The organism is Bradyrhizobium sp. NC92, assembly GCF_025200865.1.
GTDB lineage: Bacteria > Pseudomonadota > Alphaproteobacteria > Rhizobiales > Xanthobacteraceae > Bradyrhizobium.
This window is the reverse complement of record NZ_CP104171.1, coordinates 1,417,719-1,432,933: the sequence shown is the minus strand read 5'-3', so window position 1 is coordinate 1,432,933 and position 15,215 is coordinate 1,417,719. Positions and strand designations below refer to the sequence as shown.

17 protein-coding genes are annotated in these 15,215 nt (G+C 62.3%); 11 read left to right on the top strand and 6 right to left on the bottom strand.

The window, feature by feature from the left end; all coding sequences use genetic code 11:
- Positions 1 to 3: 3 nt before the first annotated feature.
- Entirely contained in the window at positions 4 to 276 is a 273-nt protein-coding gene (locus tag N2602_RS06730) for a DUF2312 domain-containing protein (protein WP_018641571.1), read from the bottom strand.
- 192 nt (positions 277 to 468) lie between these two features.
- Positions 469 to 774: a DUF1244 domain-containing protein gene (locus N2602_RS06725; protein WP_260382135.1), complete on the bottom strand. Its 306-nt coding sequence runs from the start codon at positions 772 to 774 to the stop codon at positions 469 to 471.
- 155 nt (positions 775 to 929) lie between these two features.
- On the opposite strand from N2602_RS06725, the gene N2602_RS06720 reads away from it, so the two are divergent.
- On the top strand, positions 930 to 1,511 hold the full coding sequence (locus N2602_RS06720) for a DUF1036 domain-containing protein (protein WP_172784760.1): 582 nt from the start codon (positions 930 to 932) through the stop codon (positions 1,509 to 1,511).
- The gene (gene pyk, locus N2602_RS06715; protein WP_172784761.1) at positions 1,508 to 2,944 is read left to right on the top strand and encodes a pyruvate kinase; all 1,437 of its coding nucleotides are present in this window, start codon (positions 1,508 to 1,510) and stop codon (positions 2,942 to 2,944) included. The genes N2602_RS06720 and pyk overlap by 4 nt, the downstream gene beginning before the upstream one ends.
- 153 nt (positions 2,945 to 3,097) lie before the next feature.
- Here the strand turns inward: pyk and N2602_RS06710 are convergent, their stop codons facing one another.
- Entirely contained in the window at positions 3,098 to 3,778 is a 681-nt protein-coding gene (locus tag N2602_RS06710) for a TetR/AcrR family transcriptional regulator (RefSeq protein ID WP_063694085.1), read from the bottom strand.
- A 523-nt stretch (positions 3,779 to 4,301) separates the two neighbouring features.
- On the opposite strand from N2602_RS06710, the gene N2602_RS06705 reads away from it, so the two are divergent.
- The 5 genes from N2602_RS06705 (at position 4,302) to N2602_RS38890 (ending at position 8,228) form a co-directional block, all read left to right on the top strand.
- Entirely contained in the window at positions 4,302 to 4,721 is a 420-nt protein-coding gene (locus N2602_RS06705; RefSeq protein ID WP_260382134.1) for a CopG family transcriptional regulator, read from the top strand.
- 3 nt (positions 4,722 to 4,724) lie between these two features.
- Positions 4,725 to 5,912 carry a PHB depolymerase family esterase gene (locus N2602_RS06700; RefSeq protein WP_260382133.1) on the top strand — a complete coding sequence of 396 codons (1,188 nt, stop codon included), beginning with the start codon at positions 4,725 to 4,727 and terminating at the stop codon, positions 5,910 to 5,912.
- Between the two features lie 459 nt (positions 5,913 to 6,371).
- Entirely contained in the window at positions 6,372 to 6,893 is a 522-nt protein-coding gene (locus N2602_RS06695; RefSeq protein ID WP_172784764.1) for a phasin family protein, read from the top strand.
- A 76-nt stretch (positions 6,894 to 6,969) separates the two neighbouring features.
- Positions 6,970 to 7,776, top strand: coding sequence for a transglutaminase family protein (locus tag N2602_RS06690; RefSeq protein WP_260382132.1), 807 nt, complete (start codon positions 6,970 to 6,972; stop codon positions 7,774 to 7,776).
- A gap of 275 nt (positions 7,777 to 8,051) precedes the next feature.
- Positions 8,052 to 8,228: a VOC family protein gene (locus N2602_RS38890; RefSeq protein WP_409241885.1), complete on the top strand. Its 177-nt coding sequence runs from the start codon at positions 8,052 to 8,054 to the stop codon at positions 8,226 to 8,228.
- On the opposite strand, the gene N2602_RS06685 is transcribed toward N2602_RS38890, so the two are convergent.
- Positions 8,144 to 8,479 (bottom strand): hypothetical protein, encoded by a 336-nt coding sequence (locus tag N2602_RS06685; protein WP_260382131.1) that lies wholly within the window; start codon positions 8,477 to 8,479, stop codon positions 8,144 to 8,146. The two genes, N2602_RS38890 and N2602_RS06685, sit on opposite strands and share 85 nt — an antisense overlap.
- A 344-nt stretch (positions 8,480 to 8,823) precedes the next feature.
- Between N2602_RS06685 and N2602_RS06680 the strand changes: the two genes are divergently transcribed.
- From N2602_RS06680 to N2602_RS06670, 3 genes are all read left to right on the top strand, one after another.
- Positions 8,824 to 9,216: a hypothetical protein gene (locus tag N2602_RS06680; protein WP_260382130.1), complete on the top strand. Its 393-nt coding sequence runs from the start codon at positions 8,824 to 8,826 to the stop codon at positions 9,214 to 9,216.
- Positions 9,217 to 9,325: 109 nt separating this feature from the next.
- The gene (locus tag N2602_RS06675; protein WP_260382129.1) at positions 9,326 to 9,955 is read left to right on the top strand and encodes a TerC family protein; all 630 of its coding nucleotides are present in this window, start codon (positions 9,326 to 9,328) and stop codon (positions 9,953 to 9,955) included.
- A 229-nt stretch (positions 9,956 to 10,184) separates the two neighbouring features.
- Entirely contained in the window at positions 10,185 to 11,651 is a 1,467-nt protein-coding gene (locus N2602_RS06670) for a CHASE3 domain-containing protein (protein WP_260382128.1), read from the top strand.
- Positions 11,652 to 11,778: 127 nt separating this feature from the next.
- On the opposite strand, the gene N2602_RS06665 is transcribed toward N2602_RS06670, so the two are convergent.
- Together N2602_RS06665 and N2602_RS06660 are read right to left on the bottom strand one after the other, a co-directional pair.
- A complete protein-coding gene (locus N2602_RS06665; protein WP_260382127.1) occupies positions 11,779 to 13,008 on the bottom strand; it encodes a glycosyltransferase family 87 protein in 1,230 nt (409 codons plus the stop codon).
- Positions 13,009 to 13,168: 160 nt separating this feature from the next.
- The gene (locus N2602_RS06660) at positions 13,169 to 13,333 is read right to left on the bottom strand and encodes a Flp family type IVb pilin (protein ID WP_172784770.1); all 165 of its coding nucleotides are present in this window, start codon (positions 13,331 to 13,333) and stop codon (positions 13,169 to 13,171) included.
- Between the two features lie 353 nt (positions 13,334 to 13,686).
- Between N2602_RS06660 and N2602_RS06655 the strand changes: the two genes are divergently transcribed.
- Entirely contained in the window at positions 13,687 to 15,177 is a 1,491-nt protein-coding gene (locus N2602_RS06655) for a hypothetical protein (protein WP_260382126.1), read from the top strand.
- Positions 15,178 to 15,215 lie beyond the last annotated feature (38 nt).

The window sequence follows — 15,215 nt, the reverse complement described above, 5'->3', positions numbered from 1 at the left end:
GCCTCAGAGCATCCCCAACGCCTGCATGTAGGTCTCGAGAATGGTCTCGGCCTCGGCGCGCTCGTTGGGGTCCTGCTTGCGCAGGCGCACGATGGTGCGCAGCGCCTTGACGTCGTAGCCGTTGCCTTTGCTCTCGGCATAGACGTCGCGGATGTCGTCGGAGATCGCCTTCTTCTCTTCCTCCAGCCGCTCGATGCGCTCGATGATGGATTTGAGCTGGTCCTTGGCAAATTTCGTCGCGGGCTCGTCGTCGCGGACGGCGGCGGAGGTGGCCATCTTGGTACTCCCAATGGAACTGGCAAAACGTGACGCCGGCATCCCTCACCGCGCGTGCTGGGTAGACCCTTAGGGTCGGCGCTCCCAGCGTTCAAGCAAGCATCACGCTCGTCCACAGCGCGCCCACACCTTCCTGCACTGATGCAAAGAAAGCTGTTGTGTGGTGCGACTCAGGGCACCGCGATGTTCCGTTCAATGCCCGTGGGGATGGACCTTCTTCATCGCCTCGATCTGCTCGGGCGTGGCCGGGCCCTGGTGCTTCGCCTTCCAGGTCTCGTAGGGCATGCCGTAGACGGCCTCCCGGCTCTCGTCCTTGCTCAAGGCGACGCCCTGGGCGTCCGCGGCGTCCTTGAGCCAGTTCGAGAGGCAGTTGCGGCAGAAACCGGCCAGATTCATCAAGTCAATGTTCTGGACGTCCGTCCGGCTCCGCAGATGCTCGACCAGGCGCCGGAAAGCGGCGGCCTCGAGCTCCGTTCTGGTTTTGTCGTCGATTGCCATGGCTGTCGTCCTTAACCGTGCCGGTGGAGGTTAGCGTTAGGGGATCAGGTGGGTGTTGTCACAGATTTTGCCATATCGCGGCGCAAAGGGACCACGGCCCGGCTGGCCCCGGCCCAACGCCAAATCGTCAATGATCTGGTATAGCTTCCGCGACAATGACGACCGAATCTCCCCGCTCCCCGCTTTACCTGCCCGCCCGGTTGGTCCCGGTGCTGGTGGTCGCCCTGCTGTGCCTTGCCGCCAGCCCCGCCTCCGCCGATTTCCGCCTCTGCAACAACACCTCGAGCCGGGTCGGGATTGCGCTCGGCTACAAGGATGCCGAGGGCTGGACCACCGAGGGCTGGTGGAACATCTCGTCCCGCTCCTGCGAGACGTTGCTGCGGGGCACGCTGGTCGCCCGCTATTACTACATCTACGCCATCGACTACGACCGCGGCGGCGAGTGGTCGGGCCAGGCCTTCATGTGCTCGCGCGACAAGGAGTTCACCATCCGCGGCACCGAGGATTGCCTGGCGCGCGGCTATGACCGCACGGGCTATTTCGAGGTCGACACCGGCGAGCAGCGGGCCTGGACGGTGCAGCTGACCGACGCCAACGAACAGCCGGCGCAGCAACGCGTGCCTGGCCTGCCCGGTCCGGTGGGCCCGGGCGGGGTTCCGGGTTTGCCCAATAGCCCGCCCGGTGCTACGCCCCCGGGCTCGCCCGGCCTGCCACCCCCGCCTGGAAATAAGCCATGAGGCGTCTTCGCCGTATCAAGATTCTCGCGACCCTGGGACCGGCCTCTTCAGACCTCGCGATGATCCGCCGCCTGTTCGAGGCCGGCGCTGACCTGTTCCGCATCAACATGAGCCACACCCCGCATGACAAGATGCGGGAGCTGGTCGCGACGATCCGTAACGTCGAGTCTAGCTACGGTCGGCCGATCGGCATTCTGGTCGACCTCCAGGGCCCGAAGCTGAGACTGGGCTCCTTTGCCGAGGGGGCGATCCAGCTCCAGAACGGCCAGACCTTCACGCTGGATTCCGACAAGGCGCCGGGCGATGCCACGCGCGTCAATCTCCCGCATCCGGAGATCCTGGCCGCGCTCAGGCCCGGCCATGCGCTGCTGCTCGACGACGGCAAGGTGCGGCTGATCGCGGAGGAGACCTCGAAAGAGCATGCGGTGACCCGTGTCGTGGTCGGCGGCAAGATGAGCGACCGCAAGGGCGTCAGCCTGCCCGACACCGATTTGCCGGTCTCGGCGATGACGCCCAAGGACCGCGCCGACCTCGAGGCCGCCCTCGTCACCGGCGTCGACTGGATCGCGCTGTCCTTCGTGCAGCGCGCCGACGACGTGATCGAGGCCAAGAAGATGATCCGCGGCCGCGCCGCCGTGATGGCCAAGATCGAGAAGCCGCAGGCGATCGACCGCCTCGCCGACATCATCGAGGCTTCCGATGCGCTGATGGTGGCCCGCGGCGACCTCGGCGTCGAGCTGCCGCTGGAGCGGGTGCCGAGCCTGCAGAAGCAGATGACGCGGATGGCGCGCCGCGCCGGCAAGCCGGTGGTGATCGCGACCCAGATGCTGGAATCGATGATCCAGTCGCCGGTGCCGACCCGCGCCGAAGTCTCCGACGTCGCCACCGCGGTCTATGAGGGTGCCGACGCCATCATGCTGTCCGCGGAATCGGCCGCCGGCAAATTCCCGGTCGAGGCGGTCTCGACCATGAACCGGATCGGCGAGGAGGTCGAGCGCGACCCGACCTACCGTTCGGTGATCATGGCCCAGCGCCCGGCACCGGAATCCACCGCGGGCGATGCCATCGCCGACGCCGCCCGGCAGATCGCCGAGACGCTCGACCTGCCGGCCTTGATCTGCTGGACCTCGTCGGGCTCGACCGCCGTGCGCGTGGCGCGCGAACGGCCGAAGCCGCCGATCGTGGCGATCACGCCGAACATCACCGCCGGCCGCCGCCTCGCGGTTGCCTGGGGCGTGCATTGCGTGGTGGCGGAAGACGCGCGCGACCAGGACGACATGGTCAGCCGCGCCGGCCAGATCGCGTTCCGGGACGGCTTCGTCCGCGCCGGCCAGCGCGTGATCATCGTCGCCGGTGTGCCGCTCGGCATCCCCGGCACCACCAACATGGTGCGCATCGCCTCGGTCGGCCCCGAGGGCGACGCCAACCTGTAAGCCTCGCCAGAGGCCGCCAAACACAAAGTCGAAAAACAACCCCATGCACAGTAGCCGGCCGCTTGGCCGGATTTGCCGGGGTTTTGCGAAAAGGCATGCTCAGGCAAAGGCCTGAGCGCGATCACCTCGCCACCGCACTCGCGGCGCGATTTTCTACGCGCCGACCAGTGCCTTGGTCGTCGGCAGCAGCGTCTGCTGGACCACGAGGCCCCGGGCGCGGGCGTCCATGACGCCGACCGCGCGCAGCGCCAGCAGCGTCACCGTCTGCACCGCATCGCGCATCTTGACGGGATCTTCGAGATTGTCGGGCGCGAGCGGCCCGACGAGAGCCTCATGCAGCGCCCCAAGCAGCGCGGTGGCGGCGAGCGCGGTGTCCTGCGCCGGCAGATGGCCGGCACGCACCGCAGCGTCGATCCGGGAGGCGATCTCGCCGGCGATTTCGCGCCGGCTGGCGAGGCGGGAGGCGCTGACATCGACATCGACCGGCTCGGCCAGGATGCCCCAGGCCAGCCTGCGCTGCGACAGCGTATGGACCGCCACCGTGGTGACCGCAGCCGCCAGCGCCGAGGACGGCCCCGGCGCGGCATCGGCCGCCCGGCGGATCGCCGCGAGCTCGTCGCGGGAGACCTCGGCAATGAGCTCGGAGATCAGCTCGGCCTTGGAGGGGAAATAGCGATAGACGGTGCCGGCTGCGACATTGGCCCGAACCGCGACCGGCGCGATCTGCACCGCCGCCATCCCGCCCTCCGCCGCCGCCTCCCGCGCCGCCGCCAAAATCGCGCTGCGCCGCGCCGCAAGGCGCTTCACCACTTGATGCGTCCGCCGATAAACCATGGCGCGCTTCCTGTCCCACACACGCCGGCCGCACGCCCTGCGCCCGAACGCTTCTCACGCAAAAGATGCAAATCGCCCCGCAAGGACTGAACAACTATTCAGGGTGAATGACAAGATGCAAATGCGTGAAGCGCCACGGTTGCGGACGGGAGCGCCAGGCCTGCGTCGGCGCCATCCCTGTCGAGGCCGCCTTCCGAGGGTGGCAGTTTGCCAGGAGCAGAGCGGAATCAGCGTCACGTCTGTCCGGTACGATCGATCTCCAGCGAACCTTCGCGACGCCGAACGAGTAGGGTTGGAGGACCTGGACCGCCGTTCACAATGAGCTCGGTAGTCGCGGCAGAGGTCGTGCGGCATGCGCGCCATCCGGAGCTCCGCCGAGGTCATCGAGACGCCGGCCCGCTGCAGCATCCAGTCTCGTGCTCTTGGGCGCGGATCTATCCGCTCTATCCCTTGAAAGAAGCCTACGAGCATCTAGATAGCATCCATATGCCATCCATACGGATGGTAAGAATGGATGCTAGCCATGGCCGATAATATGCGCGAGCTGCGCCCCAAGGTCCCCGACACCGAGAAGATCACGATCAACCTTGGCTATGTCGACCTCGGTCATGTCGATCTCATGGTGCAGGAAGGGTTCTATTCGAACCGGACCGATTTCATTCGGACAGCAATCCGGAACCAGCTCGAGCGCCACGCGGAGGTCGTCAGACAATCCACGGTCCGGAAGAACCTGGACCTCGGGCTGCGCAACTACGCGCGCGAGGATCTCGAAGCGGCGCGCCGCGCCGGCGAGATGCTGCAGATCAATGTTTTGGGCTTGGCCACTATCGCCCAAGACGTCACTCCCGAGTTGGCTCGCGCCACGATCGCGTCGGTCTCGGTGCTGGGGGCCCTCCACGCCACTCCCGCGGTCAAGGCCGCTCTCGCCGACAGAATGAGGTGAACGATGCTGAATCAAGACATAGTCCGCGAAGCAACCCGCCTTACGCGTGCCGGCCAACTGGTCGAGGCCACCGCGCTCCTGCAGCGCATGCTCCAGGGCGGTTACGCTCCAAGACCGGAGTCTCGTAGCGCCGCTCAGGCTCGGCTTCCGCTCGATCCGCTTACTATCGACGCCACTGCCGACGTCGTCGAGGAGCGGGAAGCTCCGCCGATCTCGCCGGCCCGCTCTGCTCAGGGACGCAGACGCGCCTTACCGCTCGACGGCATGCGGGATTTTCCCGGGGTCGGCCTGCGAAGTCCGATCACGCGCGCTCCCCTGTCCCCATCGGACATCGTGCCCGAGGGCACACAATTTATCGCCGGTACCTTCAGTAACGCCGCAGGAAGCCGGACCTACAAGCTGTTCATTCCAAGCCGCTTTCAGGGACAACGGCTTCCCCTGATAGTCATGCTTCATGGCTGCACCCAGTCGCCGGACGATTTCGCGGCCGGCACCCGGATGAACTTCCTGGCGGAAGAGCAGAATTGCTATGTGGTCTATCCTGAGCAGCCGAGCGGAGCCAACCAGTCGAAGTGCTGGAACTGGTTTCGCACCGGCGACCAGCGTCGCGGCGGGGGCGAGCCGTCGATGATCGCCGGTATTACCCGCCAGATCATGCGCGAGCATCCGATCGATCCGAAGCGCGTATACGTCGCGGGTCTGTCGGCCGGCGGGGCCGCCGCCGCGATCATGGGCGCAACGTATAACGACCTGTACGCGGCCGTCGGTATTCATTCAGGCCTCGCGTGCGGGGCCGCGAGCGATCTTCCCTCCGCGTTCGTCGCCATGCGGCAGGGAGGCGGCTCCAAGGCAAATGCGGATGGCAAAACTTCTGTGCCAACCATCGTTTTCCATGGCAATCGCGACACTACGGTGCATCCAAAGAATGGCGATCAGATTATCGAGCAGTCCGCCAGGGCGACGAGGCCGACGACGAAGGTACTTCGCGGACGCGTACCCCACGGCCATGCCTATACTCGCACCGTCCTGATCGACGGGGCCGGTCGGGCGATCTCGGAACACTGGGACATCGATGGCGCCGGACACGCGTGGTCAGGCGGCAGCCCCGCCGGGTCTTACACTGATCCGCAAGGGCCGGATGCCACAAGGGAAATGCTGCGCTTCTTCCTCGAGCATTCGCTCGGTGGGTAACCCAGCTTCACAGGGCGCTCGGGTCCTCGAGCACGTCGCCGAGCTTCCGGATCAGCTTGCCGGCCTCTATCCGCCAGTCTCGCGATCAAGGCACGAATGCTAAAGCGCGATGCTATTAGGATGAATCGTCATCGCGCTTTGGGTTATTGTTTGAGCATGATCTTTTCGGAAAACCGCTGCACACTTTTGCGGATCATGCTCTAGCGTAGTCGCCGCAACTTAAAGCGGTCTCTGGAGAGCACAACGAGCGGAGAGCTGATTGTTCTCAGACCGACACCCGTTGAGTATAGGTCTGGAAGATCGCCAGCTATACGCTTGTTGGTTGGAGTTGCGACATCGCAGAGCGTGCGATTGATCTCGGGACTCCAACAATGCGCGGGTTGGAACGCCAGCTCACAAAGCCTGTTGTCCGTTCAGAAATGACCGTTGTGGTCGCACCCCATTTTATTGGAGCGTCAGATGAGCAAACGCAAACCGGCATCAGCCTCAAAGCGCGCCCGCAATCCGAAAATGGCCGTGCGGACCGAACGGAACAAACAGGCCGTTGTTAGAAGCCCGAAAGAGAATTTTCTTCGCTCGGTTGCGGCAGTTTCGATTGAACCGCCTCTTAAGCTTCAGGATGATCCTAACCACGAGGTTCCTACCATTGAGCCTCGGGTGGATGCCTTGCCAGATGACGTCAGTCAGAGAATGACGGAAAGCGATCAAACGAAGAGCTTTGTTTTAGCCACGGCAAACATGCAGGCATATCAAACGAAGCTTTTTGAGGTCGCCCGAGCCAACGTGCAATTTGCTTTTGAATTTGGCCTGAGATTTGCGACGATCGGGTCACCGACTGAATTTTTCGGCGTCCTTGCGGAGTTTACAAGCAGACAGGTCGATATGTTCGGGCAGCATTCGAAAGAATTGGCGGCATATCCATTCTGGCGCATCGAGCCGCCCCGTTCGCAAGTCACCAAGGAAGCCTCTAGTTTGAAGTAACGGACGCCGGCCGCCGTTGCCAACACGATCATCCCCGCAGCCATTCGAGTTGATGCAGTCGAGACAGGCCCTAAGGATGAAAATACGGGTTGGCTTCGAAATGATCTACGACTTCCAGCAAGTCACACCATTGATTGCTATCGTCGGCATGCATTTTACCCGGGCATCCGACATCATTGTGCCGGATTACCTCATCACCGAGCCTTCCGTCCCGATCTCGCCCTACCGCGACGGCTTCGGAAACTGGTGCAGTCGGTTCGTTGCGCCCGCCGGCCGCATGCGCCTTTCCGCCAACGGTACAGTGCGCGATAGCGGTTTGCCTGATGTGATCGCGCCTTCCGCCACGCAATACGCGGTCGAGGATCTTCCACCTGATACCATCGTTTATCTGCTTGGCAGCCGCTACTGCGAAACCGATCGGCTTTCCGACATCGCATGGAAGCTGTTCGAGAATGTGGCGCCGGGCTGGCCACGGGTCCAGGCGATCTGCGATTTCGTGCACAATCACATCGCGTTCGGCTACGAGCACGCGCGGGCCACCATGACGGCTTGGGAAGCATTCAACGAGGGCAAGGGCGTCTGCCGCGACTATGCACATCTTGCCATTGCATTCTGCCGTTGCATGAACATTCCAGCACGCTATTGCACCGGCTATCTCGGCGACATCGGCATCCCGCCGCCCCACGCTCCCGGGGACTTTGCAGGCTGGTTCGAAGCCTATCTTGGCGGTCGCTGGTACACATTCGATGCACGCAACAACACTCCGCGAATCGGCCGCGTCCTGATCGCGCAAGGCCGCGATGCGGCGGATGTTCCGATCGCCCAAACTTTCGGACCCAACACGCTCGTCAGCTTCAATGTGTGGGCTGATGAACTTGTATAAAGCGCTCGCCTTGGGCGATTGGGTACGAGGCGGCTGAGATTGATCTCGGCTGATTGCTTGGAAGACTGTTACACAGTTCGCATCACCGCCCGAAGTCCAGCTCGTACTTCTCGCAAAGAAGGGCCAACAGGTCGTTCGTGAGGAAATAGAATTCGAAGAAGATGATGGTTGGCAAGAGATACAGCCCGTCTCAGAGCTCAGACTTTGCAACGTCCTGCTCTATTGCAGCCCAAGGATGCCAGCCAAGACGATGACCAGGAGCACTGCGGTGAAGATTGCTTCCAGCCAAGGACCTGGAGCGCGCTCGGGCTTTCTACTCCGAAAAACTCGGTCTCGACCCGGTCGAACAGCGCGAGGGTGGATTGCGCTACGTCTGCGCATCTGGCGAGTTTGCGATATTCATCTCGGCCGGGGTGCAATCCGGCAGCATACGCAGATGCGCTGGGAAGTAGAGGATATCGACGCAACAGTGCGCGAACTTCGCGCGCGGGGAGTCAAGTTCGAGGAATATGACCTTCCTGGTCTGAAGACCGCTAATGGGATCGCCGAGATCGCCGGCAACTACGCCAGCAAGGGCGTCGCTCAGCGAGGCGCGTGGTTCCGCGACAGCGAAGGCAATCTTCCTGGTATCGAACAGCCAGTTCGATCCTGACGTTCCAGTAGAAAGATCGATGCGCGTGCGGGCCGAACGGATCGTGGTCATGTTGCCGCGCGGCCAAAACGCGCGCGACCATCAGTAGCATTGTGCTTCTGACTGCAAGGGTCGTCTTTAAGCGGTGAAATCTATCGATCGTGGGGTGCGCTCTCGAGAGAGGCCAGCACATGATTGAGCTTTGGAACAGGTGGTATGAAACCTTGGCCTCCGTCGAGGGGCTGGCAGCCGTTGTCATTGTTGCCGTAACGACCGCTGGCGTTCTTACGTTGATTGAGGGTCGGCGGCATAGGACAACAAGACATTCATTTGAGAGGCGGAAAACGCCCAAGTAGACCGGATAGTTCAACGAGTAGATGGCTCCTACATAAAGCGCTCGTATGCAGGAGGATCAAATGATCGCTTCTCATGCAAGTTGGAACAGGAATGCGCCTTGGCGGGACACATTCTGCTTATTCGCGTTGTTGAGCATCCTGGTCGCGACTCCCGCCCTCTTTATGATCCTCCTGCTGGATTCCCAACTCGTCTTACCAGCGCTCAGTCTTCTATTTTTCTCAGACGCGATGATCACCACGCTCTTGGCCTGGGCAAAGCCCGAACATGTAACGCCAGAACATGTAACGCTCTGGGATATCGCAGGTGCATTCACCATGATGTGTTGCGCCGCAGCGATTTTTGGCGAACCAGATCAAGTCGCAATGCTTTTCGGGGCGCCGGTCGGACAGCATTCGGACGCCGTTTTGGGAGATCGTCACCTGGCGCCCGGATTGCCGGCGACGTCGGACTAGAGCTGAATTGGCCGCTCTGTTTTGGATGGTAACGCGCATCGGTCAATCCATAAGAACGTATGCGACCATCGCTCGGAGTTGTTTTCCCTGGCATCGGGGACCATGATCCGTGTTAGATTCTCTCAATACGGATGTTCTTAGCGTACTCTTGCAGGTCGTTCTAATCGACCTTGTGCTCGCCGGCGATAATGCCATCGTCATCGGCCTTGCCGCGGCGGGACTTCCTCAGGCCCAACGAAGCAAGGCGATTTTGATCGGTATAGTCGCCGCGACGATACTGCGCCTTCTGTTAGCCGGGATAGCGACGCAGATCCTGCAGATCGTCGGCCTCCCACTCGCCGGCGGGATCCTGCTATTGTGGGTATGCTGGAAAATGTGGCGAGAGTTGCGCACGTCCCCCACGGGCCCCACCGATAGGAAAGGGGCAATTGAAGCAATCCCGGAAAGCAAACCTCGTAAAACACTCATCCAAGCGAGTTGGCAAATTATCGTTGCCGACGCTTCGATGTCTCTCGACAATGTTCTGGCCGTCGCTGGGGCTGCGCGGGAGCATCCATTGGTCCTGATCTTCGGCTTGGGCCTTTCCATCGCGATGATGGGAATGGCCGCTTCCTTCATTGCCCGCCTTCTGGAGACTCATCGCTGGATTGCTTACGTCGGTCTGGCCGTCATTCTCTACGTGGCACTTGAGATGATCTTTCGCGGAACATTGGATATCATGAAGGTCGCGTCGATATGACGGCCCTGTTGTGTCCGACGACACGGCAACATTTCCCCCTTGCCCGACGAGACACTGACTGCGCTCCACTCCGGAGGCTGCGCCGCTTTGCCCCGTCACGGTCCCATACCAATTCTTGCGAATGCCATCGCTTGGGAGCAATCTCGAGCTAGCTGTCTGGTCGGTCGCGGACTTCGGTTTTGAGGGTCAGGTGCCCCAGTTTTCGAGTCTACTGATTTTGCACAAATTGATGGCGGCATTTGCAGCCGTGGTAGCGGTCATATTCGTGAGCGGCGCAATCGTCTACGACAGACTTAGCGTGATCGAAGAGGCCAAAAACCGGCGGGTCCACACCACTGACGTGTTGGACACGCTAGAGGCGGCAGTAGCCGCAACGCTGGATCAACAAACTAGCCTACGCGGCTATTTGATCAGCGGCGACGAGAAATTCCTGGACCCGTACCGCAGAGGCAGCGCCGACTTCAGCGCGGCAATCCGAAAATTGAGAGAACAGACTTCGGATAACCCAGACCAGCAAAGTCGTCTCGATGAATTGAACAAGCTGGCGATGACGTGGCGCGTCGAGACCGCCGAGCGGGAGATCACGCTGATGGCGGATCCCACGACGCGGGAGCAGGCGCGCACGTTGGAGGGGGCGACCGGCAAAGCTGCCATGGACGCAATCCGCGCCAAGGCGCGCGAAATCGAGAAGGTTGAGCGCGATCTGTTGGCAAGGCGTGACGCCGTACAGAACTCGGCATATACTACTGCATACACGGCAACCGTGATGGGCGCCGCAGCCTCACTCATGATCGCAGTGTTGATGGGCATACTACTCACACGCGCGATCGCGCGGCCGATCACACGCATGACCGGGGCTATGGCGGCACTTGCCAAGGGAGACACGAGCATCGACGTGCCCGGAATTGACCGGCGTGACGAAATCGGCGCAATGGCGGCCGCGGTCAATGTTTTCAAGAAAGGCATTGTCGAACGCCAAAGGACACAAGTCGAGCTCGCTCATGTCAGTCGCGTAGCCACAATGGGCCAACTGACGGCCTCGATTGCCCATGAGATCAATCAGCCGATCTCGGCCGTGCTTAGTAACGCCGACGCCGCCTTGAACTGGCTCGCCGCGGACCCGCCAAACCTGGGCAAGGGCCGCGAGTCCCTCCACCACATTGTCACAGATTGCCAACGAGCTGGCGACATCGTCCACCGGATCCGCGATATGGTCAGGAAAGCGCCGGTGCCCAAAAGTCGGCTCGACGTCAACGCAGCCGTTCTGGACGTCATCGCCATGGTCCGGAGCGAGGCGGTGAGGCATGGAATCTCGGTACAGATGCAACTCGCTGAGGATCTGCCGCAAATCGAAGGTGAGCGCATTCAGCTGCAGCAAGTGCTCCTTAATCTGATCCTCAATGCCGTGGAAGCCATGAACAGCCTCGAGGACGGCAAGCGGGAGTTGCAGATCAGTACCGAAAGAGACGTTGCAGGCAGCGTGCTCGTCGCTGTACGGGATTCGGGCCCGGGGATCGAGCCGACGAGTGCGGAACGTGTTTTCGACGCGTTTTACACGACCAAGTCCGACGGCCTAGGCATGGGGCTTGCCATCTGTCGGTCGATCATTGCGGCTCATGGCGGACGGTTGTGGGTCACCGTGAATAAACCGCGGGGCGCCGTCTTCCAGTTTACCCTCGCTCCCCTCCAGGACTAGATGACGCCACTTGCCCTGCGCGGCTGCTGAGTTTTGCGGCCGATGCTCGGGTTGCGCGAGATGGGCCCGAGGGCTCACACGCCCCTCGCGTCTCACCCGGAGCCCGATCAAAGCGCAATCGAGTTTCTCAGCTCGTTCGCGCGATCGCGGGCTGCGCCGATGCGGCCTCGGCGGTCCGCCAGGCTGCACAGCGTCCGAGGATCAGCCCGAACACGATCAGGATTGCCGGGAAGCCGACCGGTTGCCCGAGAAACAGGAAGCTCGCAAGCAGCGCAAAGACGAGCGCCAGCGCCAACACCTCGTGGCGTGCGAAACCTTCATCGAGCCCGGCGCGGATGAGGAACGCCACCGCGATGCCCAGCACGACCAGATCGTACATGAAGAGATAGGGCGTCGTCAGCAGCGTCGCCGTCGCGAGCATCGCCGCCTTGAGGGCGTGGGGCAACCGGCTCCGCCACACCAATGCCAGCACGACGGCAACGGCTGCGGTCAACACCCATTGGAAGATCCATCCGAGTTGCTCGGTGCCGCCGAGATAGCGCACCAGCGCGAAGATGCTCTGCATCTTGAACCAGGGCGCCCTGCCCTCGGTCAGGAAGGCCTGGGAGAACATCGGGATCCAGTGGAAGAACGCCTGCCAGCTGTCGGTGCCGAAGGCGAACCAGGACACTACAGCGATCGCAGCGGTGACGATTGCGGCCGTGAACAGCACGGTCCATTCGGCGGCGGCGAGCAGTGCAAGCGGAAACAGGAGTCCGTATTGCGGCTTGTAGCTGAGCAGGCCGAGACAGATTCCGGCCAGCACCGGCCGTGCCGGCAACAGGTAGAGCGTGCCGCCGATCAGCGATGCCGTGAGGAAGCCGTTCTGCCCGACCAGGATGTTGAGGAAGGCGGCCGGAAATCCAATGGCAATCACGAGGCCCGCATTGCGCCCGATGATCGCGCGCATCACGGCAAGATACGGCACCATGCTGAACGCGGCCCAGCCGATGAAGGCGATTGCATAGGGAAATTGCGCAAGGAACGACGCAACGAACAGGAAGGGCGGCGGATAGTGCCAGGCGAAATGGCCGACGAAATCCTGCTTGAGCAGTGCAAGCTCGACCTGCTTCTGAATGTCCCAATCCCAGGCCTGCGCGGGATGCCCCTCGAGCGCCAGCCTTCCGGCCGCCCAGACATTGACGAAATCAGTGGGGATGCCGCGTCCGTCGGCGTCGAAGATCCACAGATGGGTGAGATAGGCCGTCGGAAAATACGCCAGCGTGACGATCGCCAGCACGAAGGAGATGTTGACGAGGATCGCAGGGACCGCATCGTGACGGCCGACGGCTGGCGGGACGGACGAAGCTTCGGCCATGCGGCTTCCTTACGCGATACGCTGACGCAGATGCGTTCAAGCCATACACCCGAGTGGCTTGAAGGAGGCTTAAGCCCGATCGTCGCGCCTCGCGCCGATACCGGCAAAGCAAAAGAGCCCCGTCGATGACGGGGCTCTTCGCTATTTCGCTTGTCGAGCCTTACTTGAGGCTGGTCGAGATCGAGGTGAACTTGGCGTTCAGCGTGGTGCCGAGGTTGTTGACGACGGTGATGATCGCCAGCGCGATGCCGGCAGCGATCAGGCCGTATTCAATGGCGGTGGCGCCCGATTCATCCTTCATGAAACGCGCAACGAGGTTCTTCATAGAGTGCTCCAAATGAGTACACGAGGCTACAACTGATCTGGTCTCTTCGGCTTCCCAGCGCCGCCCGACCATGGGAACGAAACGTAGAGGCAAAGAATTGCGCCGCAGTTAATTCGACTGCGTAAACACTGAGCGGATTGCGTGTATTGGCCCATGGTAAATCCAAGTTCGAAACAATCCGTTAAATTGTAAATATATGACGCCGGTCTGGCGCGGCCGGTTTACCCGAAGTTATGACCGGCGTGGTCCAATGCCGCCCGCTCGGACTGAAGCGCGGCGAGATGGTGCGCACGCAGCCCGCCGGATCCGGATCATGGCCGGACCGGCAAGAACAACCAGGACGACGAGGCGGCATGTCCCTTTCCTTCGCCAACAGCATCGCGGTGCAGGGCCGCGCACGCGCCCTGGTGCCATTGTGCGTCGGCGCCGGCGCCTATCTGTTCTTCCTGTTCCTCGGCGACACACTGCTTCAGGATTCCGACTCGTTCTGGCAGATCAAGATCGGGCAATGGATCCTCGATCACCGCGCCATGCCCATGATCGACTTCTATTCCTTCACGCGGACGGGCGCGCCGTGGATCTCGACGTCCTGGCTGTCGCAGGTCGCGTTCGCCTTCTCCCATGCGCAATGGGGCTGGGCGGGTCCCGTCATCCTCACCGCGGCCGCCGTCGCGCTCACCGTCGCAATCTTCGTCCATCTGCTCGAGGCGCATCTCGAAGCCCCGCGCGCGGTGCTGTTCGCGATGCTGGCGCTGCTGCTGTCGATCCATCACGTGCTGGCGCGCCCGCATATTCTGGCGCTGCCGGTGATGGTGGCGTGGGTCGGCTTGCTGATGGCGGCTGCAAGCCGCAGGAGCGCGCCGTCCTGGACCTGGCTGCCGCTGATGGCGCTCTGGGCGAACCTGCATGGCGGTTTCGTGCTGGGGCTCGCGCTGATCGGCCCGATCTCGCTCGAAGCGGTCGAGCATGCCGAGAAGGGCCAGCGGCTTGCCCTGTTCATGCGCTGGGTGCTGTTCGGAATCGGGGCGCTGATCGCGAGTTGCTGCACGCCCTATGGCTGGCGAACGCTGCAGGGCGCGACCAACATCCTCAGCCTCGGCGAGCTGCTGACGCTGATCCTCGAATGGATGCCGGCGAACTTCGCCACCTTCACCCCGTTCGAAGGCGCCCTGCTCGCCCTGATCGCATTCGGCTATTATCGCGGCCTGGTGCTGTCGGCGCCCCGGATCTTCCTGATCCTGTTCCTGACCTGGAGCGCGCTGAGCCATGTCAGGAGCATCGAGGCATTTGCATTCCTGGTGCCGCTGGTGCTGGCAAAGCCGCTCGGCGAGATGTTCCCGCAGCCGGCGCCTGAGGCCGCCGGTGCCGAAAGCTGGCCGGGCCGCACCCTCACAGCACTCGGCGTGCTGATGATCATGGCGGCAAGCTGGACCTCGACCTCGCTCTACATGGGGCACCACCGTTTCACCTTCACCATGACGCAGACGCCGGTTGCGGCGGTCGATCTGCTCGAGCAACGCAAGGTGCGGCGCGTCTTCAACGCCTACCAGTTCGGCGGCTATCTGATCTCGCGCGACATCCCTGTTTTCGTCGACGGACGCGCCGAGCTCTACGGCGAGAAGTTCATCTTGGACTTCTTCAAGGCAACCGAAGGCAAGAAGCCCGAGCTGCTGCCGCGTCTACTGGAAGAATACAAGATCGATGCGACGCTGCTGGGCGCCGATGCGCCGGGCCCGCAGATCCTCGACCAGCTCAAGGGCTGGAAGCGGATCTATGCGGACGACATCGCCGTGATCCACGTGCGCGACACCGCAGACAGCACGATTGTGGCGCCTGCGAAGTGAGGACCGGCTCCAGCGCGCGTCATCGGCCTCAGCGGCTC